General features: G+C 75.3%; 23 protein-coding genes. 16 read left to right on the top strand and 7 right to left on the bottom strand.

Annotated features, from left to right (window positions below):
* Positions 1 to 117: 117 nt before the first annotated feature.
* The 3 genes from ACLQ20_RS04450 to ACLQ20_RS04440 form a co-directional block, all read right to left on the bottom strand.
* Positions 118 to 930 carry an ABC transporter permease gene (locus tag ACLQ20_RS04450; protein WP_151456603.1) on the bottom strand — a complete coding sequence of 271 codons (813 nt, stop codon included), beginning with the start codon at positions 928 to 930 and terminating at the stop codon, positions 118 to 120.
* Complete coding sequence (locus tag ACLQ20_RS04445; protein ID WP_151456604.1) at positions 927 to 1,862, bottom strand: ABC transporter ATP-binding protein; 936 nt, start codon at positions 1,860 to 1,862, stop codon at positions 927 to 929. Before ACLQ20_RS04445 ends, ACLQ20_RS04450 begins: the two co-directional genes overlap by 4 nt.
* A gap of 131 nt (positions 1,863 to 1,993) precedes the next feature.
* Entirely contained in the window at positions 1,994 to 2,653 is a 660-nt protein-coding gene (locus tag ACLQ20_RS04440) for a hypothetical protein (RefSeq protein WP_425854297.1), read from the bottom strand.
* A gap of 104 nt (positions 2,654 to 2,757) precedes the next feature.
* Between ACLQ20_RS04440 and ACLQ20_RS04435 the strand changes: the two genes are divergently transcribed.
* The 3 genes from ACLQ20_RS04435 (at position 2,758) to ACLQ20_RS04425 (ending at position 5,018) form a co-directional block, all read left to right on the top strand.
* Positions 2,758 to 3,264, top strand: a complete 507-nt coding sequence (locus ACLQ20_RS04435; protein WP_425854296.1) for a hypothetical protein — start codon at positions 2,758 to 2,760, stop codon at positions 3,262 to 3,264.
* A 111-nt stretch (positions 3,265 to 3,375) separates the two neighbouring features.
* The gene (locus ACLQ20_RS04430; protein WP_425854294.1) at positions 3,376 to 4,155 is read left to right on the top strand and encodes a GNAT family N-acetyltransferase; all 780 of its coding nucleotides are present in this window, start codon (positions 3,376 to 3,378) and stop codon (positions 4,153 to 4,155) included.
* Entirely contained in the window at positions 4,152 to 5,018 is an 867-nt protein-coding gene (locus ACLQ20_RS04425; RefSeq protein WP_425854292.1) for a lysophospholipid acyltransferase family protein, read from the top strand. The genes ACLQ20_RS04430 and ACLQ20_RS04425 overlap by 4 nt, the downstream gene beginning before the upstream one ends.
* 19 nt (positions 5,019 to 5,037) lie before the next feature.
* Here the strand turns inward: ACLQ20_RS04425 and ACLQ20_RS04420 are convergent, their stop codons facing one another.
* Positions 5,038 to 5,238: a DUF397 domain-containing protein gene (locus tag ACLQ20_RS04420; protein WP_225852412.1), complete on the bottom strand. Its 201-nt coding sequence runs from the start codon at positions 5,236 to 5,238 to the stop codon at positions 5,038 to 5,040.
* A complete protein-coding gene (locus ACLQ20_RS04415; protein ID WP_151456608.1) occupies positions 5,229 to 6,026 on the bottom strand; it encodes a helix-turn-helix domain-containing protein in 798 nt (265 codons plus the stop codon). Before ACLQ20_RS04415 ends, ACLQ20_RS04420 begins: the two co-directional genes overlap by 10 nt.
* A 522-nt stretch (positions 6,027 to 6,548) precedes the next feature.
* On the opposite strand from ACLQ20_RS04415, the gene ACLQ20_RS04410 reads away from it, so the two are divergent.
* The 8 genes from ACLQ20_RS04410 (at position 6,549) to ACLQ20_RS04375 (ending at position 14,784) form a co-directional block, all read left to right on the top strand.
* Positions 6,549 to 6,887: a hypothetical protein gene (locus tag ACLQ20_RS04410; protein ID WP_151457816.1), complete on the top strand. Its 339-nt coding sequence runs from the start codon at positions 6,549 to 6,551 to the stop codon at positions 6,885 to 6,887.
* 96 nt (positions 6,888 to 6,983) lie between these two features.
* Positions 6,984 to 7,814, top strand: a complete 831-nt coding sequence (locus tag ACLQ20_RS04405) for a DUF4097 family beta strand repeat-containing protein (RefSeq protein WP_327029485.1) — start codon at positions 6,984 to 6,986, stop codon at positions 7,812 to 7,814.
* Positions 7,811 to 8,491: a PadR family transcriptional regulator gene (locus tag ACLQ20_RS04400; protein ID WP_425854290.1), complete on the top strand. Its 681-nt coding sequence runs from the start codon at positions 7,811 to 7,813 to the stop codon at positions 8,489 to 8,491. The genes ACLQ20_RS04405 and ACLQ20_RS04400 overlap by 4 nt, the downstream gene beginning before the upstream one ends.
* 75 nt (positions 8,492 to 8,566) lie before the next feature.
* On the top strand, positions 8,567 to 9,268 hold the full coding sequence (locus ACLQ20_RS04395; protein WP_151457730.1) for a response regulator transcription factor: 702 nt from the start codon (positions 8,567 to 8,569) through the stop codon (positions 9,266 to 9,268).
* Complete coding sequence (locus ACLQ20_RS04390; protein WP_425854287.1) at positions 9,265 to 10,821, top strand: HAMP domain-containing sensor histidine kinase; 1,557 nt, start codon at positions 9,265 to 9,267, stop codon at positions 10,819 to 10,821. The genes ACLQ20_RS04395 and ACLQ20_RS04390 overlap by 4 nt, the downstream gene beginning before the upstream one ends.
* A gap of 62 nt (positions 10,822 to 10,883) precedes the next feature.
* Positions 10,884 to 12,689, top strand: coding sequence for a trypsin-like peptidase domain-containing protein (locus tag ACLQ20_RS04385; RefSeq protein WP_425854285.1), 1,806 nt, complete (start codon positions 10,884 to 10,886; stop codon positions 12,687 to 12,689).
* Positions 12,690 to 12,864: 175 nt separating this feature from the next.
* Complete coding sequence (locus tag ACLQ20_RS04380; protein ID WP_151457651.1) at positions 12,865 to 13,536, top strand: BON domain-containing protein; 672 nt, start codon at positions 12,865 to 12,867, stop codon at positions 13,534 to 13,536.
* A gap of 186 nt (positions 13,537 to 13,722) precedes the next feature.
* Complete coding sequence (locus ACLQ20_RS04375) at positions 13,723 to 14,784, top strand: glycosyltransferase family 4 protein (protein WP_151457652.1); 1,062 nt, start codon at positions 13,723 to 13,725, stop codon at positions 14,782 to 14,784.
* A 10-nt stretch (positions 14,785 to 14,794) separates the two neighbouring features.
* On the opposite strand, the gene ACLQ20_RS04370 is transcribed toward ACLQ20_RS04375, so the two are convergent.
* Positions 14,795 to 16,345 carry a serine/threonine-protein kinase gene (locus ACLQ20_RS04370; RefSeq protein WP_425854283.1) on the bottom strand — a complete coding sequence of 517 codons (1,551 nt, stop codon included), beginning with the start codon at positions 16,343 to 16,345 and terminating at the stop codon, positions 14,795 to 14,797.
* 180 nt (positions 16,346 to 16,525) lie between these two features.
* Here ACLQ20_RS04370 and ACLQ20_RS04365 point away from each other — a divergent pair, with 180 nt between their 5' ends.
* From ACLQ20_RS04365 to ACLQ20_RS04345, 5 genes are all read left to right on the top strand, one after another.
* On the top strand, positions 16,526 to 17,359 hold the full coding sequence (locus tag ACLQ20_RS04365) for a patatin-like phospholipase family protein (RefSeq protein ID WP_132231132.1): 834 nt from the start codon (positions 16,526 to 16,528) through the stop codon (positions 17,357 to 17,359).
* Positions 17,359 to 18,375: a 1-acyl-sn-glycerol-3-phosphate acyltransferase gene (locus ACLQ20_RS04360; RefSeq protein WP_132231133.1), complete on the top strand. Its 1,017-nt coding sequence runs from the start codon at positions 17,359 to 17,361 to the stop codon at positions 18,373 to 18,375. The genes ACLQ20_RS04365 and ACLQ20_RS04360 overlap by 1 nt, the downstream gene beginning before the upstream one ends.
* A 9-nt stretch (positions 18,376 to 18,384) precedes the next feature.
* Positions 18,385 to 18,705, top strand: coding sequence for a divalent-cation tolerance protein CutA (gene cutA / locus ACLQ20_RS04355; protein WP_151455675.1), 321 nt, complete (start codon positions 18,385 to 18,387; stop codon positions 18,703 to 18,705).
* Between the two features lie 47 nt (positions 18,706 to 18,752).
* Positions 18,753 to 22,466 carry an SCO7613 C-terminal domain-containing membrane protein gene (locus ACLQ20_RS04350; RefSeq protein WP_425854280.1) on the top strand — a complete coding sequence of 1,238 codons (3,714 nt, stop codon included), beginning with the start codon at positions 18,753 to 18,755 and terminating at the stop codon, positions 22,464 to 22,466.
* A 152-nt stretch (positions 22,467 to 22,618) separates the two neighbouring features.
* Complete coding sequence (locus ACLQ20_RS04345) at positions 22,619 to 23,668, top strand: fatty acid desaturase family protein (RefSeq protein WP_151455677.1); 1,050 nt, start codon at positions 22,619 to 22,621, stop codon at positions 23,666 to 23,668.
* A gap of 58 nt (positions 23,669 to 23,726) precedes the next feature.
* Here ACLQ20_RS04345 and ACLQ20_RS04340 read toward each other — a convergent pair whose 3' ends face one another.
* A complete protein-coding gene (locus ACLQ20_RS04340) occupies positions 23,727 to 24,500 on the bottom strand; it encodes a hypothetical protein (protein ID WP_425854278.1) in 774 nt (257 codons plus the stop codon).
* Positions 24,501 to 24,511 lie beyond the last annotated feature (11 nt).

The following is a 24,511-nucleotide window of genomic DNA, read 5'->3' as shown; positions in this document are numbered from 1 at the left end:
CCCACCGGCTGGGGGGGCGCCCGGCGGCGGTAACGCCCCGTGGGGGGGGTCGCCCCCTGGGCGTCCGGGGGGGGGGGGGGGGCGGGCCCCCCCCCCCGCCGCCAATGCCCGGACGCGTCAGGAGATGTCGCGCCGCCGGGTGATGAGCACGCCGACGACCCCGCTCACCACCGCGTAGCCGATCAGCACGAGCGCGCCGACCCACCAGGCGGGGGTGAAGTCGGTCTGGCCCTCGCTGACCATGACGGTCGAGGCGATGGCGGGCCAGATCACCTGCCACTTGACCACGGCCTCGCTGTTGAGCAGGTTCGACAGCAGCATGAACAGCAGCCCCACCACCTGCGTGCCGACGAGGTAGAGCACCGCGGCGGTGATCACCGCGCCGAGCTGGTTGGTGATCAGCGTGCCGATGCCGATGCCGAGGACCGTCCAGATCGCGTACGCCAGCAGGTTGAGCAGCAGCGCCCGCTGCACGGCCCACTCGCCGAGCAGGGTGCCGTGGCCGTTGGCCGACAGGAACACCGCCCCGGCGGCCAGGTCGATCAGCGTGGTCACCAGCCAGAAACCGATGCCCAGCAGGCTGGCCGCGACCAGCTTGCTGAGGATCACCGACGTGCGCCGCGGTGTGGCCAGGAACGTGGTGGTCGCCGTCTGGTGGAAGAACTCGTTGGTGACCATCAGGATGCCGATCAGCATCACGAACATCAGGCCCAGGTACTGCCCGGAGGTGTACAGGTTCGCGGCCTGCGCCGCCGCGGAGGCCTGGTCGCCGGTGACGCCCAGTTCCTCGGCGTTGCCGTTCAACGTCTCGTTGGCGACCCAGGCGTTGAAGGCGAAGGCCAGCGCGATCGACAGGAACGCGGCGATGGCCAGCCACCACCAGGTGCTGGTAGTGCGGATCTTGAGAAGCTCGGACCGGACGAGGTTCATCGGATGCCCGCCTTTCCGGCCGTCAGCTCCAGGAAGACCCGTTCGAGGTCGGGCCGTTCCGTGGTCAGTTCATGCAGTTCGACGCCGGCCGTCAGGGCGACCCGGCCCACGGTCGGGGCGTCCACCCCGCCCACCAGCAGGACGCCGTGCTCGTCGACGTCGACCGTCGCCGGACCCTCCTTGAGGGCGGCGGTCAGCGCGTCGGCCTGCGGGGTGCGGACGCGGACCCGTACGCCCTGCGCCATCGAGCCCATGACCTGCTCGACCGTGCCCTGGCGGACCAGCTGCCCGGCGGCGATGATCACCACGTCGTCGGCGAGCAGCTGCATCTCCGACAGCAGGTGGCTGGAGACCAGCACCGTGCGGCCCTCGTGCGCGAGGTTCTTGAGGAAGCCGCGCATCCACCGGATGCCCTCCGGGTCGAGCCCGTTGGCGGGCTCGTCGAGGATCAGCACGCGGGGGTCGCCGAGCATCCCGGCGGCGATGCCGAGCCGCTGCTTCATGCCGAGCGAGTAGCCCTTGAACTTGCGCTTCGCCGCCGGAGTGAGCCCGACCTGCGCCAGCGCCTCGTCGGCCCGGTGCTTCGGCAGGCCGGCCGCCGCGGCGATCACCCGCAGGTGGTTGATGCCGGTGCGGCCCTTGTGCGCGCTGGACGCCTCCAGCACGGCGCCGACGTGCCGCAGCGGGTCGGTCAGGTCGGCGTAGCGCCGCCCGCTGATGGTCGCCGTCCCGCTGGTCGGCGTGACCAGGTTCAGCAGCATCCGCAGCGTGGTCGTCTTGCCGGCGCCGTTGGGGCCGAGGAAGCCGGTCACCCGCCCCGGTTCGACGGTGAACGACAGATCGTTGACGGCCCGGACGTTCTTGTACTGCTTCGTCAGGCCGGACACCACGATCTGACCGTCACCGGTGGGGCTTCTCTGCCCGTCAGTCATTGCTCTCCTTCGTGCGGTGGCGTCGGGGTACGCCGTGACACAGCGTGGCGGGCGGGCGCAACCAGGTCAATCAGGCGCACTTCCGAGATCCACCTCCGCCTCAGGCAGGAGGCCCTCATCCCCAGGAACGATTATCCGATGTCGTCGGCCACGGCGATCCAGGTTGCCCGGGCCCAGGCCAGGAGAGCGCCGTCGGGTGCGTACAGGCTGGTGTGCACGAGCGCCTTGCGGCCCTCGCCGCCGACCATGACGCCGGTCACCACGCACTCGTCGCCCGGCTCCGGCAGCGCCGCTACCACCGCTGCGATCCGGCCCAGGACGTACGGCCGGCCGGGGGCGATCACGGCCCAGCCGCCGGGGCAGTCCAGCGCGGCCCAGACGGTGGCGGTCGTGACCGACCCGGGCACCCGGAACGGCGCGGCGGTGCGGCCGTCCGGCAGCCGCCCCGGAAAGATCCGCAGCCCGTCGGCGCGGTCCGGACCGCAGACGTAGCAGCCCGGGAAGGGGTGGTCGACCAGCCCGGGGTACGCCGCCGAGGCGGCCCGCGCGGCCGGCAGGTCCACCGGCGGCACCACCGCCCGGGGGTCCTCCGTGGGGCGGACCTGGGCGACGAGGTTGCCCTGCGGGTCGCGGACCTCGCCGTCGACGAGAGTGAGCGGGGTCTCCAGCGGGGGAGGGCGACGCAACGTCACCTCGACCGGCCCGGGGCCGACGGCGCCGGCGAGTACCCCGGCGCTCCAGCCGCCGTTGCCCGAGCCGGGCGGCCCGTTGAAACGCGACTCGATGATCATGAGACACCTCCGACCGCGACGCCGGCCCCGTCGCCGGTGCGCCCCCGGCAGCCTCGCACGCGGTCGACCCCGGTGTTCGTCCGGTGCTGTGCCACTGTGGGGTCGTGCCAAGTCCTCACCTGCCGGCCGGCCCGACCCGCCAGGCGGCCCGGCGCCGGCTCCGCTCGCTCGCCGGCTGGGAGCTGCTGAACATCCCCCTACAGGCGTGGGTGTGGTTCCAACTGGTGGGCCTGCCGCCGACGGCGGCGAACCTCGCCGGCTTCGGGGCGTTCGCGGCCCTGCTCGTGGTGGGCGCGGCCTACTGGGCGCTCAAGCTCCGGCAGTTGCGCCGTGGGGAGCCGCGCCTGCCCGGCCGGCGCCACTTCGGCACCGCCCGCGCCGCCCTGCCGGTCCTCCTGGCCGTCGTGATCATCGCCTGTGCCGTGGCCGCCGTGCGGACGCCCGGCGCGCAGTCGTACCCGGGGCTGGCCTTCGGGCTCTTCGCCGCGCTCGAATACGTCAACTACTTCCACGTGCAGCTCATGCACGACAACCGGGCCGACCTGCGGCGCCTGGTCACGGTGGGGTTCCGGCGCTCGCATCTCGCCCGGGACCTGCGCGCCACCCGCTGAGACGAGCGCCGACCTCGCCGCGGTCGTCGCCCCGACACCGGCACGGGCCGTTCACCTCATCGACACCCCTCACCCCGCCGGGCGGCAACCCGGGCCGCCTACACAGGTCCCATGGCCGTTCTGCACGCCGCTGGCGCACCCCTGACGACCAGCGGTTACACCCTGCTGATCGCCGACGACCCGAGCGAGGTCGCGGCCGCGCAACGCCTCCGTCACGAGGTGTTCGCCACCGAACTCGGCGCCACCCTGCGCCCGGGGGCCGCCGGGCTCGATGTCGACGACCTCGACGCGTACTGCGACCACCTGATCGTCCGGCAGGAGGGCACCGGCGAGGTGGTCGGCACGTACCGGCTGCTCCCGCCGGGCCGCACCGAGCGGCGGTACGCCGCGACCGAGTTCGACCTCACCGGGCTCGACCCGCTCCGCGACGACCTGGTCGAGGCCGGCCGGTCCTGCGTACACCCCGATCACCGCTCCGGCGCGGTGATCAACCTCATGTGGGCCGGCATCGTCCGCTACCTGCACCTGCGCGGGTCGCGTTGGCTCGGCGGCTGCGCGTCGGTGCCCGTTGCCGACGGGGGCGGGACCGTCGCGCGGGTGTGGGACGAGGTCGCGGCCCGGCACCTGGCCCCGCCGCGGCTGCGCGTACGGCCGAGGCGCCCCTGGTTCGCCGAGCCGGACGGGCTCGTCGGGCCGGCGGCGGCCGACGGCCCGGCCGCGCGGGCCTCCGTTCCGCCGCTGCTGCGCGGCTACCTGCGCCTCGGGGCCTGGGTCTGCGGCGAGCCGGCGTACGACCCGGACTTCGGGGTGGCCGACTTCTACGTGCTCTTCTCCCTGGACCGGATGAACCCCCGTTACCTGCGGCACTTCCTCGGCGGGGCCGAGCGGTGAGCATCGCCGGACGCCTCTGGCTGCCCGCCTCGGGGTGCGGGCCCACCTGCCTTCCGGCGGCCGGCGAGGCGCCGGCCGTGTCGCCCGTCCGGCGGGCGGGCCGCACCCTCGCCGTCCTCGGGACGCTGTCGGCGGGGACGGTGCTGGCGGTGCTGCTGCCGGTGCTGCCGGCCGGGGACCGGGCGGCGGCCCTGCGTGGTTGGGCCCGGTGGACGCTGCGCGCGTTCGGCGTGCGCCTCGTGGTGCGCGGCCGGCCGCCCCGGCGGCCGGCGCTGCTGGTCGCCAACCATGCCTCCTGGCTGGACGTGCTCGCGCTGCTGGCCGTCGCGCCGGCCCGGATGGTGGCCAAGCGGGAGGTCCGGTCCTGGCCGCTGGTCGGGCTGCTCGCGGCGGCGGCCGGCACCGTCCTGGTCGACCGGGCCCGCCCCCGCGCCCTGCCCGCGACGGTGGCCCGGGTCACCGCCGCGCTGCGCGCCGGCAGCCCGGTGGCGGTCTTTCCGGAGGGTACGACCTGGTGCGGCACCGCCGACGCGATCGCCTGCCGCCCCGACCGGGGGTTCCGTCCGGCGCTGTTCCAGGCGGCGATCGACGCCGGGGCGCCGGTGGTGCCGCTGCGGATCGGCTACCGGTGGGCCGCGACCGGCGTGCCGACCACGGCCGCCGCATTCGTCGGGGACGACGACCTGCTGCGCTCGGTGGGCCGGGTGCTCGCCGCCCGGGACCTGGAGGTGCGGGTGAGCGTCTCCGCCGCCCTGCATCCCGCCCGGGACGCCGACCGGCGGCTGCTCGCCCGGGCGGCCGAGTCGGTCGTGCACGTCCCCGCTGCCGCCGTCGGGAGGGCGCCGGCGGGATACGCGGCATGAAGACGGGGGGAGGAGCGGATCAGCCGACCGGGCCGATCCGCCTGGCCAGGCCGACGAACGACTGCCACGCCCGGGAGTCGAAGTGGAGGGTGCCGCCCTCGCGGTCCTTGGTGTCGCGTACCAGCACGACGCCCGGCAGGTTGTCCGCGACCTCGACGCAGGAACCGCCGTTGCCGCCGGATCTCGTCGACTTACGCCACCGCGGGGTCATCACGTCCATGACTTCGCCACCTCCTTGATCAGCACGGTCGACTGCCGGCGGGGGAGGGCCTCGTTCCGCACGATCTCCCACGTCCTGGCCAGCCTAGCAATGTCGGTGGATGCGTCGACGATCTGCGCGCTGAGCTGGTTGTCCGCGTGGGCCACGCGGGTGCCGTCCGGCAGCTCGGCGATGATGAACTGGCCGGCCAGTCCGAGATACATGCCGGCGTCGGCCGGGACGACGTGGAGCTGCACGTGTTCCTGCGTCGCGAGGGCCACCAGGTGATCGAGCTGCTCGGCCATGAGCCCCGGCTGGTCGAGCACCGGCCGGCGCAGCACGGCCTCGTCGACGACGGCGATGAGCTGGGGTGGCCGCTCCCGGCCGAGGATCGCCTGACGCTCCAGCCTGGACGCGACGATCCGCTCGACCTCGTCGGCCGTGAACCGGCCCCCCGCCAGCGTGGCGCGGGCGTAGCGTTCGGTCTGGAGCAGGCCCGGCACGTACGCCAGCTCGAACCAGCGCAACGTCGCCGCCTCCCGCTCGAACTCGATCCACTCCCGCAGCCAGGCCGGCGTGGCGTCCAGCCGGGCCAGCTCACGGAGCATCCGGCCGAACCGCTCGCCCGTGTCGTGCTGGTCGTCGATCGCCTTCATGTACTCCCGGGTCGGCGGGCGACCGCCCGTCTCGACGGAGCTGACGTGCGACCCGGAGTAGCCGATCGTCCTGCCGAAGTCGTCCTGGCTCAGGCCGAGCTGAGCGCGGAACGTGCGTAGCTCACCCAGCACGTAGTTGGTGGCGGTGCCCATCGATTCCCCACATTCTGCTCGGTCCCGTCGGCGTGTCTCCCGTGCCCGCTCGACCGGCTCGTTGACCTGCGCGGATGCGGCGAGCATGTGTCGACGGTAGTGGTGTCCTCACCAGACTGTCACCACGCGGGCCCGTTCGCCGTCGTCGAGGACGTGGGCGGGTCCTGCCGGGGCCGCCCCGCTTTCCCGTGGCGGGGCGGCCCACCTCGACAGCGGGGTGGGGGAGAAAGTGGGTCACCGTGGAGGCTGGCACCGGAGTCGGTGCGGACGGCACTGCGCCTGCCCGAACTGCGCGGAGCGGCGGGAGATCCGGAGCCGGCGGCCGAAGCCCGCTCCGGCACCGCACCCGCCGCCCCGCCCGGGCAGGCCGGCTCCGTACATCCCCGGCCCCATCGGGCCCTTCGTGCCGCCTCCGGTCGGGCCGAGGGCGAACGACGCGACCGAGATCCTGTGGTACGGCGCGGCCGATCTCACCGCCGCCGGGCGGGCGCGCCGGATGAACGGAGGGCGCTGGTGAGGCCCGTGCTCTCCACCCGGCTCCCGCAGCCCGGCCCCGGACCGCGCCCCGAGCGACCCCGCCACCGGATCGAGGGCCGGCCGCCGCACACGCCGCTGCGACCGCACTGGGGTTGTCGCTCGTGCGGCCAGCCGTGGCCCTGCGCGACCGCGCGACTGTTGCTCAAGGCCGAGCACGAGGGCGCGCAGCAGAGCCTCACGATCTACCTGGCCGGCCTCATGTACGAGGCGATGCGCGACCTCTACCACCTCGACCCCCGCGGCGGCCCCACCCCTCGGGCCATGTTCGACCGCTTCGTGGCCTGGGGCCCGTACCGCCGGCCTCTCGTGGAACCGGTGCCGTGAGGCCGTCACGTCGGCGCTTGTCATATCGCGATGTATCGCGTTAGTGTCCTGCCATCCGACGTGCCGGCGACGCGGCACGCCGTGGAGGGAGGACCGATGACCGACTGGACCGTGCACGCCCCGCAGCGGATCACCCTGGACGGGCCCGTCGGCCGACTTGACGTCCACCTGCTCAGCGGTCGCCTCAACGTGGTGGCCACCGATGGGCCGCCCCGGGTCGACATCACCCGGGTCGGCCGCCGGCCGGTCCTGGTGGAGTATCGCGACGGCCGGCTCTCCGTACGCCAGCAGCGACGCTGGCGGCTCGCGGACCACATCTTCTGGCTGGGCCCGCTGTCCCGGCTGCCCCGGGTCGACGTCTCCGTCGCGGTCCCGGCCGACGTGCTGGCCGACCTGGAGTTGGTGGAGGGTTCGCTGGTCGCGTCGGGCCTGCGCGGCGAGACCCGGGTGGAGGTGACCTCCGGCCGGATCGCCCTGATGGGCCTGCACGGCCGGACGTCGGCGAAGACCATGGCGGGCCCGGTCGAGGCGCTGGGGGTGGCCGGCGACCTGGACCTGGAGACCGTCGCGGGAGAGGTGACCCTCGCCGACAGCGCGGCCGGGCGGGTCCGCGCGCACACCGTCTCCGGGGCCATCACCTGCGACCTGGACAACCCCCGGCGCAGCGACATCCGGCTCAGCACGGTCTCCGGCAGCATCACCGTCCGGGTCCGCGCGGACAGCGACCTGGCCGTCCGCCTGCACACCACGTCGGGCCGGATCACCAGCGGCTTCCCCGAGGTGCGGGGCAGCGCCGTCCCCGGGTCCGTGGTGGACAGCGAGGGCGTGCTCGGCGCGGGTGAGGGTAGGCTCTCCGCGTCCGCCACGTCGGGCAGCATCGCGCTGCTCGCCCGCCCGGTGGACGACGACGAGGAGGAGCTGCCGTGACCGCCGTGTTCAGTCACGGGCGGCTCCGGCTCTACCTGCTCAAGCTCCTCGACGACGGCCCGAAGCACGGCTACGAGCTGATCCGCCTGCTGGAGGAGCGCTTCCTCGGCCTCTACGCGCCCAGCGCCGGCACCATCTATCCCCGGTTGCAGCGGCTGGAGGCCGACGGCCTGGTCACCCACACCGCCGCCGGCGGCCGGAAGGTCTACGAGATCACCGAGGCGGGCCGGGCCGAGCTGCGGCAGCGGGCCGGCGAGCTGACCGCCCTGGAGTCGGACATCGCCGCCTCCGTGGAGGACCTGTCAGCCCTGGCCGGAGAGATCCAGAACGAGGTACGCGGCTCTGTCCGCGACCTGAAGCGGGAGCTGCGCGAGGCGGCCCGGCAGACCCGCCGTCCCCGCTGGGCGCCCCCCGGCGCCGGCCCGACGCCCGCCCCCGCCCCCGGCCCGTCGCCCGTACCCCCCGCCGGCCCGTCGCCCGCGTTCGGCGCGCCGTCGGAAGCCGGGCCGGCGTCCGCGTCCACCGCCACGCTGGCCGAGTTCGACCAGCGGCTGGCGACCTTCGCCGTCGAGGTGGGCGCCCTGGTCCGGGCCCGCCGGCTCAGCGACTCGCAGCTGCGTACGGCCATCCGGCTGCTCGACGGCGCGCTGGACGGGCTGCGCCGGCTGCTGCGCTGAGTCCGACGCCGCCTCACAGCTACTTTCCAGCGAGTGCCCAGCGCGGACGCAGCGAGAGCGCGGATGATGGGCGGCATGGCCGCTACCCAGACCGAGGCGCGACTGCTCGTCGTCGAGGACGATCCCAACATCCTCGAACTGCTCTCCGCGAGTCTGCGCTTCGCGGGCTTCGACGTGGCCACCGCGACGAGCGGCAGCGCCGCTCTCAACGCCGCCAAGGACCACCGGCCCGACCTGGTGGTGCTCGACGTGATGCTGCCCGACCTGGACGGCTTCGAGGTCATCCGGATGCTGCGCGAGGGCGGCACCCGTACGCCGGTGGTCTTCCTCACCGCCCGTGACGCGACCGACGACAAGATCCGGGGGCTGACCCTGGGCGGGGACGACTACGTCACCAAGCCGTTCAGCCTGGAGGAGCTGACCGCCCGGATCCGGGCGGTGCTGCGGCGGACCAGCAGCGGCGAGCAGACGCCCTCCCGGCTCACCTTCGCCGACCTGGAGCTGGACGAGGAGACCCACGAGGTGCACCGGGCCGGCCAGCGGGTGCAGCTCTCACCGACCGAGTTCAAGCTGCTGCGCTACCTGATGCTGAACGCCAACCGGGTGCTGTCCAAGGCGCAGATCCTCGACCACGTGTGGAACTACGACTTCCGGGGCGACGACAACATCGTCGAGTCCTACATCTCCTACCTGCGCCGCAAGGTGGACAACACCCAGCCCCGGCTGATCCACACCCTCCGAGGCGTCGGCTACGTCCTGCGCAAGCCGGCGGCGTGAACCCCCTCGACCAGGGCAAGGCGCGGCTGCGCAGCGTCCCGCTGCGGGTCAAGCTGGTCGCCGCGGTGCTGGCCCTGGTCGCCGCCGCGCTCCTGGTGATCAGCTCCCTGACCACCTTCTTTCTCCGCAACTACCTGGTCGGCCAGGTGGACGGCCAGATCAAGTCGGCCAGCCAGGGGCTCGGGCAACTGCTGCCCGGGCTCCGCAGCGGCAGGGTCGAGGCGATGCTGCCCAGCAGCTACGTCGTTTCGATCGCCGACGAGAATCAGGTGTACCCGACGCGCTACGACGACCTCAGCCTCGACCCCGAGCAACTGCCCGACTTCCCCACGGACTGGAGCGGGTTCGCGGCGCGGGTGGGCGAGCCCCGCACTGTCGTGTCCCAGGACGGTCGCACCCGCTGGCGGGTGGTCTACGCGGGACAGAAGGACGGCTCGGTGCTGGCCGTGGGCCAGCCGCTCACCCAGGTGGATCGCGCCGTGAAGCAGCTGGTCTGGATAGACCTGCTGGTCGGCGGCGCGGTGCTGGTCCTGCTCGCCTCCATCGGCGCGGCGATCGTCCGGACCAGCCTGAAGCCGCTGGTGGAGATAGAACGTACGGCCGCTGCCATCGCCGGTGGCGACCTCACCCGGCGGGTGCCCGACCCGGAGCAGGGGCAGCCCGTCCCCACGTCCGAGCTGGGGCGGCTCTCCCGGGCGTTGAACGCCATGCTGAACCAGATCGAGGTCGCCTTCACCGCGCGGGCCGCCTCGGAGTTGGCCGCCCGGTCCGCCGAGGCCGCCGCCCGGGAGGCGGCCGGCTCGGCGCGGGCCTCCGAGGCGCGGGCCCGCCGCTCCGAGGAGCGGATGCGGCAGTTCGTCGCGGACGCCTCGCACGAGCTGCGGACGCCGCTGACCACCATCCGGGGCTTCTCCGAGCTGTACCGGCAGGGCGCGGCGAGCGCGCCGGAGCAGACCGCCGACCTGCTGCGCCGCATCGAGCAGGAGGCGGCCCGGATGGGGCTGCTGGTGGAGGACCTGCTGCTGCTCGCCCGGCTGGACCGGGAGCGACCGCTCTCCCTCGCCCCGGTGGAGCTGCCCGTGCTGGCGAGCGAGGCGGTCGAGGCCGCCCGGGCGGTGGCGCCCGAGCGCCGGATCGAGCTGGAGGTCACCCCCGGCTCCGGTCCGCTGGTCGTCTACGGCGACGACGCCCGGCTGCGCCAGATCATCGGCAACCTGATGACCAACGCGCTCACGCACACCCCGCCGGAGGCCTCGGTGACCCTGCGGCTGCGCGCCGAGCCCGGGAACCTGGCCGTGGTCGAGGTGGCGGACACCGGTCCCGGGCTCAACCCGGAGCAGGCGGAGCGGGTCTTCGAGCGCTTCTACCGGGTGGACGCGGCGCGTACCCGGCGAGCCGGCGGCAACACCGGCACCGGCCTCGGCCTGGCCATCGTCGCGGCGCTGGTGCGCGCCCACCACGGCACCGTCGAGGTGGCCGAGACCCCCGGCGGGGGAGCGACCTTCCGGGTCCGGCTCCCGCTCGTGCCGGACGACGAGGGCGATGGCGAGTGACTTTCAGCCAACATTCAGGTGCGTTCCAGGCGGATCGCAGTGGTGCGCGTCAAGGTGGAGACATGACCGAGCACGAGTCCGACCCGCAGCGCCGGCCGGCCCACCCCGACGCCGAGCCGTCGCACCCCACCGCCGAGCTGCCGCGTGCCGAGCGCGCGCAGTCCGACTCCGCCCCCGGCGGTGACTCCGCCCCGACCGTCGGCCTGACCACCGTGCCCGGCGGCGACCCCGCCCCGGCCGCCGGTGACTCCACCCCGACCGTCAGGTTCGGCACTGCGCCCGGCGGCGACACCGGCCCGGCCGCCGGTGGCTCCGCCCCACTTGGCGGCGAGGCGCCGCGTACCGCCGGGTCGGGCCCGGCCGCCGACGGCCCGCCGGCCGGCGACGGCGGCCCGCGCGCCGCCGAGCCGGCCCGCGCCCCCGACGGTGCCGGTCCGCTCGACCGACCCGCCCCGCCCGGCCCCTTCGCGCCCGCCCCGGCCGTTGCGCAGCACCCGGCCGCCGGCCAGCCCCAGCCGGCTCATCCGCAGGCCGCCGGCCAGCCCGGTCACCCGCACGCGGCGGGCCAGTCCGGTTACCCGCAGGCCGCGGGTCAGCCCGGCTACCCGCAGGCCGCGGGTCAGCCCGGCTACCCCCAGGCCGCCGGGCAGCCAGGTCACCCGCAGTCCGGCTACCCGCAGGCTCCCGGCGCGCCCTGGTACGGCCAGCAGTCCGGCTGGAGCGGCGGGGGACAGCCGGGACAGCCGTACGGTCACCAGCCGCACCCCTCCGGCCAGCCCGTCCCGCCCTGGGCGGCCCCGCAGAATGCGGGCCCCCGGCCAAGCCGGATCGCCAAGTTCGCCGGCGCCGGGGTGGCGGTCTTCGCGCTGATGCTCGGCTCGGGCGTCGCCGGCGGGGCGCTCGCGCTCGCCGTCGACGGCGACTCGGGCATCACCCGCACCTACTCCGCCGCGCCGATCATCAACGGCGCCGACCTGCCCCGGATCGCCGCCGCCGTGCAGCCCAGCGTCGTCTCGATCGGCACGGACAACGGCGAGGGCTCCGGCGTGATCCTCACCGCCGACGGCTTCGTGCTCACCAACAACCACGTGGTCGCCTCCGCCACCGACGGCAAGGCCGTGGTGACCTTCGCCGACGGCAAGACCGCCGAGGCCAAGATCGTCGGCACCGACCCGAAGACCGACCTCGCGGTGGTCAAGGCCAACGGCGTCAGCGGCCTCAAGGCCGCCACCTTCGGAGACAGCGACGCCATGCAGGTCGGCGACCAGGTGCTCGCCCTCGGCAGCCCGCTGGGCCTCCAGGGCTCGGTCACCGCCGGCATCCTCAGCGCCCGGGACCGCACCATCCAGGCGGGCAGTGGGCAGCAGCGGCAGGACCCGGCGCAGGGGGCCAGCTCGATCGCGGGGCTGCTCCAGACCGACGCGCCGATCAACCCGGGCAACTCCGGCGGCGCACTGGTCAACACCAGGGGCGAGGTGATCGGCATCAACACCGCGATCGCCACCGCCGGGCAGGGCAGCAGCGGCAACATCGGCGTCGGCTTCGCCATCCCCAGCAACAAGGCCAAGGACGTGGCCGGCAAGCTCCAGCGGGGCGAGAAGGTCAGCCACCCGTCGCTCGGGGTCAGCGTGACCCCCGCCGAGGGCGGCGGGGCCCTGGTCGCCGCCGTCACGCCGGGCAGCCCCGCCGAGAAGGCCGGCCTGCAGCGCGGCGACGTGGTCACCCGGTTCGGCGACAAGGCCGTCAACGACTCGGACGACCTGGTCGGCGCCGTGCAGGCCGGCAAGGTCGGCGACCGGGTCGAGGTGACCTACAAGCGCAACGGCACCGAATCCCGGGCGACCGTGACGCTCGCCGAGACGTCGTAACCGGCAACCGAAGACATTCCTCCTCCCTCCGGGCGGCGGGTGGCGGGGCCAAGGGGGTTGGCTCCGTCACCCGTCGCTCCCTCTGACGGCGGTTCACCCGGTGCGGGTGAGCCGCCGTCACCCGTCGCGCCGGAATCGTCGGCAGTCAGGACCGGCGAGGCGTACGGAGGGTGCGATGACCACGGCAGCGGCCGTTCGGACCGACGAGCGGATCCAGCGGGACGTGCTCGACGAACTGGGCTGGGACGCCCAGGCGCAGCCGAACGAGATCGGGGTGACCGTCCACGACGGCGTGGTCACCCTGACCGGCTGGGTCGACGGATACGCGCGGAAGTGGGCGGCGCGGCGCTGCGCGCAGCGCGTACGGGGGGTGCGGGCGGTCGCCGACGACGTCGAGGTGCGCCTGCCCGGCGAGCCGGGGCGTACGGACGCCGAGATCGCGATCGCGGCGGGCCGGGCGCTGGAGTGGGACAGCTTCGTCCCCGCCGAGCGGCTGGACGTCACCGTGGCCAACGGCTGGGTGATGCTCCGTGGCGAGGTGGAGTTCGGCTGGCAGCGGCGTACCGCCGAGCGGGAGTTGCGCCGGCTGCGGGGCGTACGCGGGGTGACCAACCTGGTCGAGGTGCGCCCCGTCGCCCGTACCGACAGCGAGCGGCTCCGGCGCGACCTCCAGCGGGCGCTGGGGCGCGGCATCGGCACGGAGCGGGTGACCGTCCAGGTGGACGGGGACACGGTCGTGCTGACCGGGGTGGTGCGCTCCTGGTGGGAAAGGGACGAGGCGGAGCGGGTGGCCTGGTCCGGCGAGGGGGTACGGGCGGTGCGGGAGCAGCTCCTCGTGGGCGGGTGACCGCCCGGATCGTCCCGTTTAGTGGCGCCGCCGCCGGGAACCCGTCGTCGATCCCGCCCGCCCAGCGGGCACCGGTCGCGGCGGGGCCGGTCCGGTGATGCCACAGCAGTGACCGAGGGGGAGGAATCCGTGGCCGTGAACCATCCGTCGCCCGACCGATCGGCACCGCGGCCGTTGCGGATCGCGATGGTGGTGCCGCCGTGGCTGTCGGTGCCGCCGCCCGGCTACGGCGGGCTGGAACAGGTGGTGACCGGCCTGGTGGAGACGCTGGTCGACCGGGGTCACGCGGTCACCGTGTTCGGGGCGGGCCGGGAGCACGGGACCGCGGCGGCGTTCGTCTCCACGGTGCCCGAACTCCAGTTCGACCGGCTCGGCGAGGCGCTGCCCGAGCTGGCCCACCTGGCCCGGGTCAACCACCGGGTCCACGCAGGCGACTTCGACATCGTCCACGACCACACCACCATCGGCCCGCTGATCGCCGGCCACCGGGCCGTGCCCACCGTCGCCACCGTGCACGGCAACCCCGTCGGCGAGTACGGCGACGTGCTCAGCGAGACCGACAGGGGGGTCGGGCTGGTGGCCATCTCGCATGCCCAGCGCCGGCTCAACCCGCCGCTGCACTGGGTCGGTACGGTGCACAACGCGATGGACGTCCGGGGCATCCCGCACAAGACCGCCCCCGGGCGGGGGCCGGTGCTCTGGCTGGCCCGGTTCAGCCCCGACAAGGGCCCGGACGTCGCCATCCGGGCCTGCCGGGCCGCCGGCCTGCCGCTGGTGCTGGCCGGCAAGTGCAACGAGCCGGCCGAGCGCCGCTACTACGACCAGGTGGTCCGGCCCCTGCTCGGCGAGGACGTCCGGGTGGTGCTCGACGCCGACCGGGCCGAGGCGCTGCGGCTGCTGGTCGAGGCCCGGTGCCTGATCATGCCGATCCGGTGGGACGAACCGTTCGGCATGGTGATGGTGGAGGCGATGGCGACCGGGACACCGGTGGTGGCGCTGGACCGGGGGGCGGTGCCGGAACTCGTCCGACCGGGAAGGACCGGCCTGATCTGCGAGCACGTGGACGAGCTGCCGAGCGCCCTGCGCGCGGCGACGGGCATCGATCCGGCGGCCTGCGTCGCGCACGTGGCGGAGAACTTCTCCACCGGGCGGATGGCCACCGGCTACGAGGAGGTGTACCGCCGCTTCATCGCGGAGGCGGCGTCGCCCGAGGCGGCCCGGGCGCCGGTCCGGGCGCGGGCCCGCTGACCGCCGGCGGTCAGACCTGCGCCGCCCCGAGCGCGGTGATCGCGCTGTCCAGCCGGCGGGCGTACGCGTCGGTGAGGGCGCCCTCGCCGCGCCGGATCGCGACCTTCTCGCGGAGCCGGGCGATCCGCTCGCCCAGGTCGCCCGAGCGGGCGCGGGCCGCGTCGGTCAGGTTACGCAGCTCGTTGCGGAAGTCGAGGCCGACGTCGGGGCGGATCCCCCCGTCGTCGAGACCGGCGCCGATCAGCCCGTCGACCCGGTTGGCCGCCTCGATGAGGTCGCCGCGCTCCGGGGCCGTCGGGGTCGGCCGGGGCGCGACCGGCGGCGCGGACGTCGGGGTCGGGGAGGCCGCCGGGGGTGGTGCGGCGTCGACCGTGGGCGTGGGCGTGGGGGAGGGCGGCGGGTCGGACGGGCCGGTGCTGGGCAGCGCCCGGGGCGGGCTCGACTCATCCTGACGGATCGCGGGCACGGCCAGGGCCACCCCCACGAGCAGTACGACCGGCACGATCAGCACCGGGCGCGGCAGGCGGCGCCGACGGCGCTCCCGGGCGTGCCGGGCGCTGCGCGGCTCGGACCCACCGCCCGGCCCTTCCGCGCCCGGTCCTTCCGTGCCCGGCACCGCTCCGTCACCCGGCACCGTCCCGCCCCCCGGGGTCGGGGTGGCCGGCTGGGCGGGCAGGGTCGGGAGGGTGACCGTCGGCGCGAGCATGGTGGCGGCCTGCGGATCGGCGGGGAGCAGTTGGTCGCGCAGGAGGGTGGCGACCTGGCGGGCGGTGGGCCGCGCCAGCGGGTCCCGCTCCAGGCAGCGCAGGCAGGTGCGGGCGACCTCCGTCGGCAGGCCCGGCAGGTCGGCCAGCGAGGGCGGGCCCTCCCCGGCGAGCGCCTCGCTGAGCTGCTCCCAGGTGTCCGCCGGGTACGGCACCCGACCGGTCAGCGCCTCGTAGAGCAGCACGCCGAGGGAGTACACGTCGGTGGCCGGCTGGGCGGGTGCCCCGTCGAGCCGTTCCGGCGCCACGTACGCGGGCGTGCCGAAGGTGCCCCCGTCCTCGTCGTCGTCCGGCGCGCCGATCCGGGTGGCGATGCCGAAGTCGAGCACCTTGACCCCCGCCCGGGTCATCATCACGTTGGCCGGGGTGATGTCCCGGTGCACGATGCCGAGCCGGTGCGCGGCGGCGAGCGCGTCCGCGACCTGGGCGGCGACCTCGACCGCCTCGGCCCACGGCAGCGGCCCCTCGGTGAGCCGGACCTCCAGCTCCTCGCCGGCCAGCAGCTCCATCACCACGAACGACGTGATCGACCCGTCGGGCGCGACGGTCTCGCCGTAGTCGTGCACCGAGGTGACGTGCGGGTGGACGAGCTGGGCGGCGGCGCGGGCCTCCTCGCGCACCATGTCGCGGAAGCGGGCGTCGGCGGCGAGCGACGGGGCGAGCACCTTCAGCGCCACGATCCGGTCGAGCACCTCGTCGCGCGCCCGCCAGATCACCGACATGCCGCCGGCGCCGATCTGGTCGACGAGCCGGTACCGGCGGGCCAGCAACCGGCCGGGGTGCAGTGCTGGCTTCACGGAACGCACCTGCCTCGCTGTGGGAGCGCTATCAGGTTGCGCGAATGTGTCGGGCCTGTCAACGGTCGACTACCTTCCGGGACCGGGGCCGCGTCGGCCGTGCCCGTGCCGGGGCCGCCCTCGGCCGCCGCCGGGCCGGCACGGGGCGGCCACTTTTCCGCCCGTGCCAGGATGGAACGTATGTCGCAGGGACCGGTGGCGTTCGTGCTCGGGGGCGGGGGAGTCCTCGGGGCGGTCGAGGTGGGCATGCTGCGGGCGCTGTTCCGGGCCGGCATCCGGCCCGACGTGGTGCTCGGCACCTCGATCGGGGCGGTCAACGGCGCGCTGGTCGCCGCCGAACCGTCCGAGGCGGTCACCGACCGGCTGGTCCGGCTCTGGGCCTCCCCGGAGGCGAGTGAGGTGTACGGCGACTCGGTGGCCCGCCAACTGCGCCGGTTCGCCGCCCGTACCCACCTGCACTCGCCCCGCCCGCTGCGCAAGCTGCTGGAGGCCGAGCTGGGTGCGGAGACCACCTTCGCCGACCTCAAGGTGCCCTTCCGCTGCTGCGCGGCCAACATCGAGCGGGCCGCCGAGCACTGGTTCGACAGCGGGCCGCTGGTGCCGGCCGTGCTCGCCTCCGCCTCGGTCCCGGGGCTCCTGCCGCCGGCCCGGATCGACGACCAGCACTACATCGACGGCGGGATCGTGAACTCCATCCCGATCGGCGAGGCGGTCGCCGTGGGCGCCACGCGGATCTTCGTACTCCAGGTGGGCCGGATCGAGCGGGCGCTGACCCCACCCCGGCGACCCTGGGAGATCGCCCAGGTCGCGTTCGAGATCGCCCGGCGGCACCGGTTCGCCCGGGAGATGGCGGCCCTGCCCGACGGGGTGGAGGTGCACGTGCTGCCCACCGGCGGGCTGGAGCCGCGCGACGACACGCCGTGGGCGTACCGGGACATGGCGGCGGTGGGGCGGCGGATCAGCCGCGCCTACACGGCCTCCCGGCGCTACCTGGCGACGCAGTTGGAGCACTGATGCCCCTACCGCCGCGGTGGGTACGCCGGCTGCTCCTGGCCCCCGGCGTGGTGCTGCTGGCCTTCCTGGTCGTGACGACCCTGCCGGTCTGGGCGCTGCTCGCGGCGGCCGCCTCGCCGCTGGTCCCGGGCCGGCTGCGGCCGCTGCGCCTGCTCTGGCTCGGCTGTGTCTACCTGGTCTGGGACGCGACGGCGCTGCTCGCGCTCTTCGTGCTCTGGGTCGCCTCCGGCTTCGGCTGGCGGGTCCGCTCGCCCGGCTTCCAGCGGGCGCACTACGTGCTCGCCGGCTGGTTCCTGCGGGCACTCTTCTGGCACGCCCGCTGGGCGCTGCACCTGAGCATCGACGTGGTGGGCACCGACCCGGACACGGCCCTGCCGGGCCGGCCCGAGCTGGTGCTCTGCCGGCACGCCGGCCCGGGCGACTCGTTCATCCTGATCCACGCCCTGGTCAACTGGTTCAACCGGGAGCCGCGGATCGTGCTGAAGGACAGCCTCCAGTGGGATCCGGCGGTCGACGTGCTGCTCAACCGGCTGCCGAACCGCTTCCTCGCGCCGGGGCCGGACCGCCGGGGGTCGGTGACCGAGCAGATCGGGCACCTGGCCCACGGCCTGGACGACGACGACGCGTTCGTGATCTTCCCGGAGGGCGGCAACTTCACCCCCGGCCGCCGGCTGCGGGCCATCGAGAAGCTGCGCGGCCTCGGCCTCGAACGGATGGCGCGGCGCGCAGAGCGGCTGCGGCACGTGCTCGCCCCGCAGCCGGGCGGGCTGCTCGCGGCGCTGGACGCCGCGCCCGACGCCGGGGTGATCTTCGTGGCGCACACCGGCCTGGACCGGATGCTGAGCGTCGGCGACGTGTGGCGGGAACTGCCGATGGACAAGCGGATCATCATGCGCTTCTGGTCGGTGCCGCCGGAGGAGGTGCCGACCGGCCGCCAGGAGCGGATCGACTGGCTTTTCGACTGGTGGGCGCGGATCGACGAGTGGATCGCGGCCAATCGGGACGGTGCCGCGTAGGGTGCGCTGGTGGACCAGATCTGCGTGGTGACGACGGTGGTGGACGCCCGTTCGGTCGCGGACGTGATGGCGGCGGCGGCCGTCGCCGGTCGGCTCGCCGCCTGCGCCCAGGTGGGCGGCCAGGTGGACAGCACCTACTGGTGGCGTTCCGGGGTGGACACGAGCACCGAGTGGTCGGTGCAGTTCAAGACCGCGCCGGACCGGGCCGCCGCGCTGGTGGAGCAGATCCGGGCCAGCCACCCGTACGAGGTGCCGGAGATCCTGGTCACCCGGGTGGAGAGCGGCGACCCCGCCTACGCCACCTGGGTGCACGAGCACACCCGGCCCTGAGTACCCGCACTCTGGTCAGGTGATCTCCCGGCCACCATGATGGCCGGGTGCAGAACACCGGTTATCCCTGTCCCGCCTGCGGCGCGCCGGCCGACCTCGGCTCCGGCTGCTCCGGTTGCGGCCGACCGCCGCACCCGGCCGCCGCCGAGGTGGTCCGGCTCGACCGGGAGATCGTCGCGCTCGGCGGCCAGGTCGAGCGGGCCCGCGCGGCGTACCAGGGACTCGCCGGCCGGCTGAACGCGGCCCGGCACCGTCGGGCGGCGCTGGCCGCCGCGGTCCGGGCGGAGTTCCCCGTGTCGCGCCCGGCGGCGCCCGCGACCCCGGGGCCGGTGCGCCCCGCGTCGGTCGTGACCCCGCCGCCGGGCGTGACCGTGCCGCCGGCCGCGACCCCGGTGCCGGCGTGGCCGGGCCGGGGGCCGGTCGCTCCGGTCCCCGCGCCGGCGGGTGCGGGCGTCGGCGGCGCGGAGACCTCCACCCGTACGGTGCAGGGCCTGCTCTTCGTCCTCGGTGGGCTGCTGCTGGGCACCGCCGCGGTGGTCTTCACGGCGGTCGCCTGGGCGTCGGTGGGGGTCGCCGGCCGGGCCCTGATCCTGTTCGCGTTCACCGCCCTCGCCCTGGCCGCGCCGCTGGTGGCGGTGCGGCGCGGGCTGCGCGGCACTGCGGAGACCTTCGCCGCCGTGGGGCTGCTGCTGGTGCTGCTGGACGGCTACGCCGCCTGGTCGGTGGACCTGGTCGGGGTGGCGGACTGGCCCGCCACCCGGTACGCCGCGCTGGTCGGGGGGGCCGGCGCGGCGGTCGCTGCCGGGTACGCCCGGCTCAGCGGTCTGACCGTGCCGTGGTTCGCCGCCCTGGTGACCGCGCAGCCGGTGCTGCCCCTGCTCGTCGTCGACGCCCGGCCGGACGCCGCCGGCTGGGCGATGACCTTCCTGGGGGTGGCGCTGCTCGACCTGGCGGTGCTGGTCGCGCTGCGCCGCCGGGGCGCTCCGGCGGCCGGTGCCGTGGCCGTCGGGACGCCGGCCGCCGAGGGCCCGACCGTTGGTGGCCCCGTCGCCGGTGCCGTGGCCCCGGCCGCTGCGGCGCCCGCGCCGTCCGGCGAGCGTCCGGCGGTCCTCGCCGGGCGCGTCCTCGCCTGGGTGGGGCACGCGGGCGCGCTGTTCGTGGCCGCGTGCTGCGCGCTCGTACCGCTGGCCCTCGGCCGGGCCGCCGGCGTTCCGCTGCTGGCCGGTGCGCCGCTGCTGCTGGTGTCGCTGACCCTGCTCGGCACCGCGCTGCTCACCGGCGGGGCGGTGTTCCGCGCGGTGGCCGCCGCGCTGCTGGTGCCGGTGCTGGCCGGCGCGGTGATCCGCCCGATCGCCGAGCTGGACCTGTCGCTGCTGCTCACGGCGCTGGTCGTGGTGGCGGTGGCCGGCGCGGTACGGCTGCTGCCCGCCGGGTGGCGGACCGGTCCCCGGGCCGGCGCGCTGCTGGTGGCCGGCGGGACGGCGCAGTTCGTCGTGCTGCTGGCCGTCGCGCTCGCCGGCGCCACCGCCGGCCGGTCGCTGCCGCCGTGGCAGGGGGCCGCAGCCGGGCCCGACGCCGACGGGGGGTGGCAGCTTCCGGTGGCGATCGCGCTGACCGTGGCCGCCTTCGGACTGTTGCTGCCGAGGGCCGCCCGGCCGGCGCTGGCCGCGATCGGCGCGGCGGTCGTCGTGCTGGCGGTGCCGGCCGGCTGGCCGTCGCCCTGGCCGGCGGTGGTGGCGCTGGACCTGGTGGCGGCGGTGGGCCTGCTGGCCGTCGCGGTGGGGCGTCCGGGCGTCCGGTCCTGGACGGTCCTGGCCGCGGGGGTGGCCGGGACCCTCCTGCTCGGGCACGGACTGGTCGTCGGGTTCGCCGCGACGGCGGGTGCGGGTGCGGCGCTCGCGGTGGTGCTGGTCGCCGGGACCGCCGTGGCGGCGGCCGGCCGGCGCGGCACGGCCGTGCAGCGCCGGGTGGCCGGGGCGGCGTCGGCCGTCGTGCCGGTCGCGGTGCCGGCCGGCGCGGTCGTCGCCCTCCTCGCCGCCGGTGCGCCGGCCTGGTGGCAGGCGCGGGCGGCGCTCGCCGCCGTCGCGCTGCTGCCCGTCGGGCTGCTCGCGGTCCGCCGGCACTGGCCCGACCTGCGGGCGTACGCCTCCGGCGGGGTCGCCGTGGCGGTCACGGCGGTCGGGTTGGCGCCGCTGGTCGTACCGGCCGACGAACCGGTGACGCTCTACGCCGCCGTGGCGGTCCTGCTGGCGACGCTGGGCGGTGCGGTGCGCTCCGACGTCGTACTGCGGGTGGCCGGCATCGGGCTGCTGGTGGTCTCGGCCGCCGCCGCCCTGCCGGTGGCGTTCACGGCGCTCGTCGCCCCGTACGGCGAGGTGTCGCCCTGGTCCGGGGCGCCCACGGTCCGGGCCGACCCGGGGGCGCTCCCGGTGGGCCTGGCGTTGGCCTTGCTGGCGGTGGCCGGGGTGCTGGCCGGCCGGCTGGACCGGGCTGCCGTGCGGACCGGCCCCACCGGCGCGGACGCCGTTCCGTCGGCGGGCGCCGTCCCGTCGGCGGGCGCCGGCCATGCTGCGGGCGCCGGCCATGCTGCGGGCGCCGGTTGGTGGCGGGGCACGCTGGTCGCGGTGCCGTTCGCCGCGGCCGCGCTGCCCGTGCTGCTGGTGGCCGCAGGCGTGCCGTGGCCGGTGCTGCCGGTCGGCACGCTGCTCGGCGGGGTGGCCCTGGTGCTGCTCGCCGCCCTGGCCGCACCGCGTCCGCTGCTCGCCCCGGTCGGGTTGCCGGTGGGTCTGGTGCTGGTGGCGTCCGGGCTGCTCGGGCTGCTGGCCACCCGGACGGGCACGATCGTCGGCCTCGGCGTGCTCGTCGTCGCGGCGGCGGTGGTCGGGGTGGCGGCCCGCCGGGACGACGCCCGGCTGGGTGGCGCCCTGGTCGCGGTGGCCGCCGCGACCAGCCTCGCGGTCGTCGCGCCGCTGGCCGGCGGGCTGCCGGTACGGGCGGCCACGTTCAGCGTGCTCGCCGTCGCGGCACTCACCCTGGCCGCCGCGGCGGTGCTCGGTCGGGTCGGGGTGTCCCCGGCCGGTCCGGCCCGCCGGGGACGGGCCACGGCGGCGGCGTTGGACGCGGCGGCCCAGGCGGTGGCGCTGGTCGCGCTGCTGCTCGCGGTGGGCTCGCTCCGCCACGCCGCGGCGGTCTGCGTGCTGTGGGGCGCCGCCGTCGCGCTGCGGGTGCTGCCCCGGGGCGAGTCGGCGGGCCGGCGGTGGGCCTTCGCGGGCATCGCGGGCGGCAGTGAACTGCTCGGCGGCTGGCTGCTGCTGGCCGCAGGCGACGTGGCGGTGCTGGAGGCGTACACGGTGCCGGCGGCGGCGCTGGCTCTCGTGGCGGGCGTGGTGGCGCTGCGTACCCGGCCAGGGTTGAACAGCTGGCTGGCGCTGGGTCCGGGGCTCGCGGCCGGGCTGCTGCCGAGCCTGGTGTCCGTGCTGGTGGCTGCGGACCCCCAGCCGTGGCGGCGGCTGCTGCTGGGCGTCGCCGCGCTCGCCGCGGTGCTCGCCGGGGCGACCCGCCGCTGGCAGGCGCCGGTGCTGCTGGGTGGGGTGACCCTGGCACTGCTCGCGCTGCACGAGCTGGTCCGTGGCTGGGACCTGCTGCCCCGGTGGATCTTCCTGGCCGTCGGCGGGTTCGCGCTGATCGGGCTCGCCACGACCTACGAGCGGCGCCGCCGGGACCTGGCCCGGCTCCGGGCCGCCGTCGGCCGGATGGGCTGATCAGGCCCGGTCACGGGTGCCGGGGGTAGGGCTCGCCCTACCCCCGAACCGGGGGTGGGCAGGGTTACTCAGCGCAACCGTTCGCCGGAGACTGGGAGCGGGACGCGCCGGCCGGCGCGCTCCGGGATCGAGGAACTGGAACGGGAGCCGCGATGGTGCTCGGAGCGGTGGCGGACCCGCCGGTACGGCGGGGCAGTGACTACGCGCAGTTGTCCCGGCGGATCAGCGGGGCGGGCCTGCTGGAGCGACGCCCGGGACGGTACGTGACCCGGATCGTGCTCACGCTGGGCGTCTTCGCGGCGGGCTGGGCGGCCGTCGGGCTGGTCGGCGACTCGTGGGCGCAGCTCCTGGTCGCCGTCTTCCTCGCCGTCGCCACCACCCAGGTCGCGTTCCTCGGCCACGACGCCGGCCACCGGCAGATGTTCCGGCGGCGCGGGCCGAGCGAGGCCATCGGCCTGCTCACCGGCAACCTGGCGGTCGGGCTGAGCTACGGCTGGTGGGTCGACAAGCACAACCGGCACCACGCCAACCCCAACCACGAGGACGAGGACCCCGACGTCGGGGCCGGCGCGCTGGTCTGGACGTACGAGCAGGCCGCCGCGACGCGCGGGTTCGGTCGCCGGCTGGCCCGCCGGCAGGCGTGGCTGTTCTTCCCGATGCTGCTGCTGGAGGGGCTCGCCCTGCACGTGGCGAGCGTGCAGGCGATCGTGGGGCGGGACTCCGACGGCGGGTTCCGCACCCCGATGCGGCACCGCCGCGTCGAGGCGCTGCTGCTGGTCCTACACGCCGTGGGCTACCTCGGTGCGCTGCTGCTGGTGATGTCGCCGGTGAAGGCGCTGCTCTTCGTCGCCGTCCACCAGGGGCTGTGGGGCTTCTACATGGGCTGCTCGTTCGCCCCCAACCACAAGGGCATGCCGATGCCCACCGCCGACGACGACCTGGACTTCCTGCGTAAGCAGGTGCTCACCTCCCGCAACGTGCGGGGCAGTCGGCTCGTCGACGTCGCCCTGGGCGGGCTCAACTACCAGATCGAGCACCACCTGTTCCCGAACATGCCCCGGGCCAACCTGCGCCGGGCCCGGCCGATCGTCCGCGCCTTCTGCGCCGAGCAGGGCATCCCGTACGCCGAGACGGGGCTGGTCGAGTCGTACCGTCAGGCGCTCGCGCACCTGCACGAGGTGGGCCGGCCGCTGCGCGGCTGACACGCGCGAACGGGGGCGGCGCCGACCGGCGCCGCCCCCGTTCCGTGTGCGGTAGGGCTCAGGAGCCCATGGACTCGATCAGCTCCTGCGGGGCCTCCTGCGTGTCGCCCGCGGGGGGCTTCTTGACGGTGACCGGGGCGCCGAAGTCCGAGTAGTTGGTGATCATGGTGCCCAGCGACTCGTGCAGCACCTGGGTGTCGATGGCGAACTCGACGAGCCGGCCCTGGTCGTCCACCCTGGCGGTGAACGGGACGGCCTTGGCCTTGTCACCGAGGGCCTGGATGGCCTTGTCGTCGGGCTTGGTGCGGGTGTAATCGAGGGTGCCCGAGTAGCTGCCCGGGGCGGTCCTCTCGACGTCCACCACGCTGTCGACCATCTGCTTCGCGCCGCCCGGGTCGCCGTCGGGCATCAGGTTGAGCTGACCGCTCTTGCCGAGCTTGGTGGCGTCCATGTGCATCCACTTCTTCGGCATCCCCTGCATGCCGCTGACCTTCAGGTAGACGTCGTTGCCGAGCATCAGGATCCGGAAGGTGCCCTCCGCGCCCATCTTCAGCGTCATGTCGCCGGTCTTGGTGGCCGGGTCCATCACGCCGCTGCCGTTGATGACCGGCGACGTGAGCCGCATCTTGACGGTCTGTTGGTTCAGCTTCTTCGCGGCGGCGGCCAGCTCGGCGCGGGCATCGGCGGGGGCGCTGCTGGCCGGTGCCGCGCCGGTGGTGCCACCGTCGCCGGCCGGAGCAGCCGTGTCCGTCCCCGTACCGCACCCGGTGAGACCGAGGGCGAGCGCGGCGACGAGCGCGACCCCCGTGGTCGCCAGCCGTCGAGTGTTCATCGTGGAAATCT

Origin of the sequence: Micromonospora sp. DT46, assembly GCF_049841735.1 — a bacterium.
Classification (GTDB): Bacteria; Actinomycetota; Actinomycetes; order Mycobacteriales; family Micromonosporaceae; genus Micromonospora; species Micromonospora reichwaldensis.
Note: the sequence above shows the minus strand (reverse complement) of the source record. Positions and strands in the feature narration are given on the sequence as shown.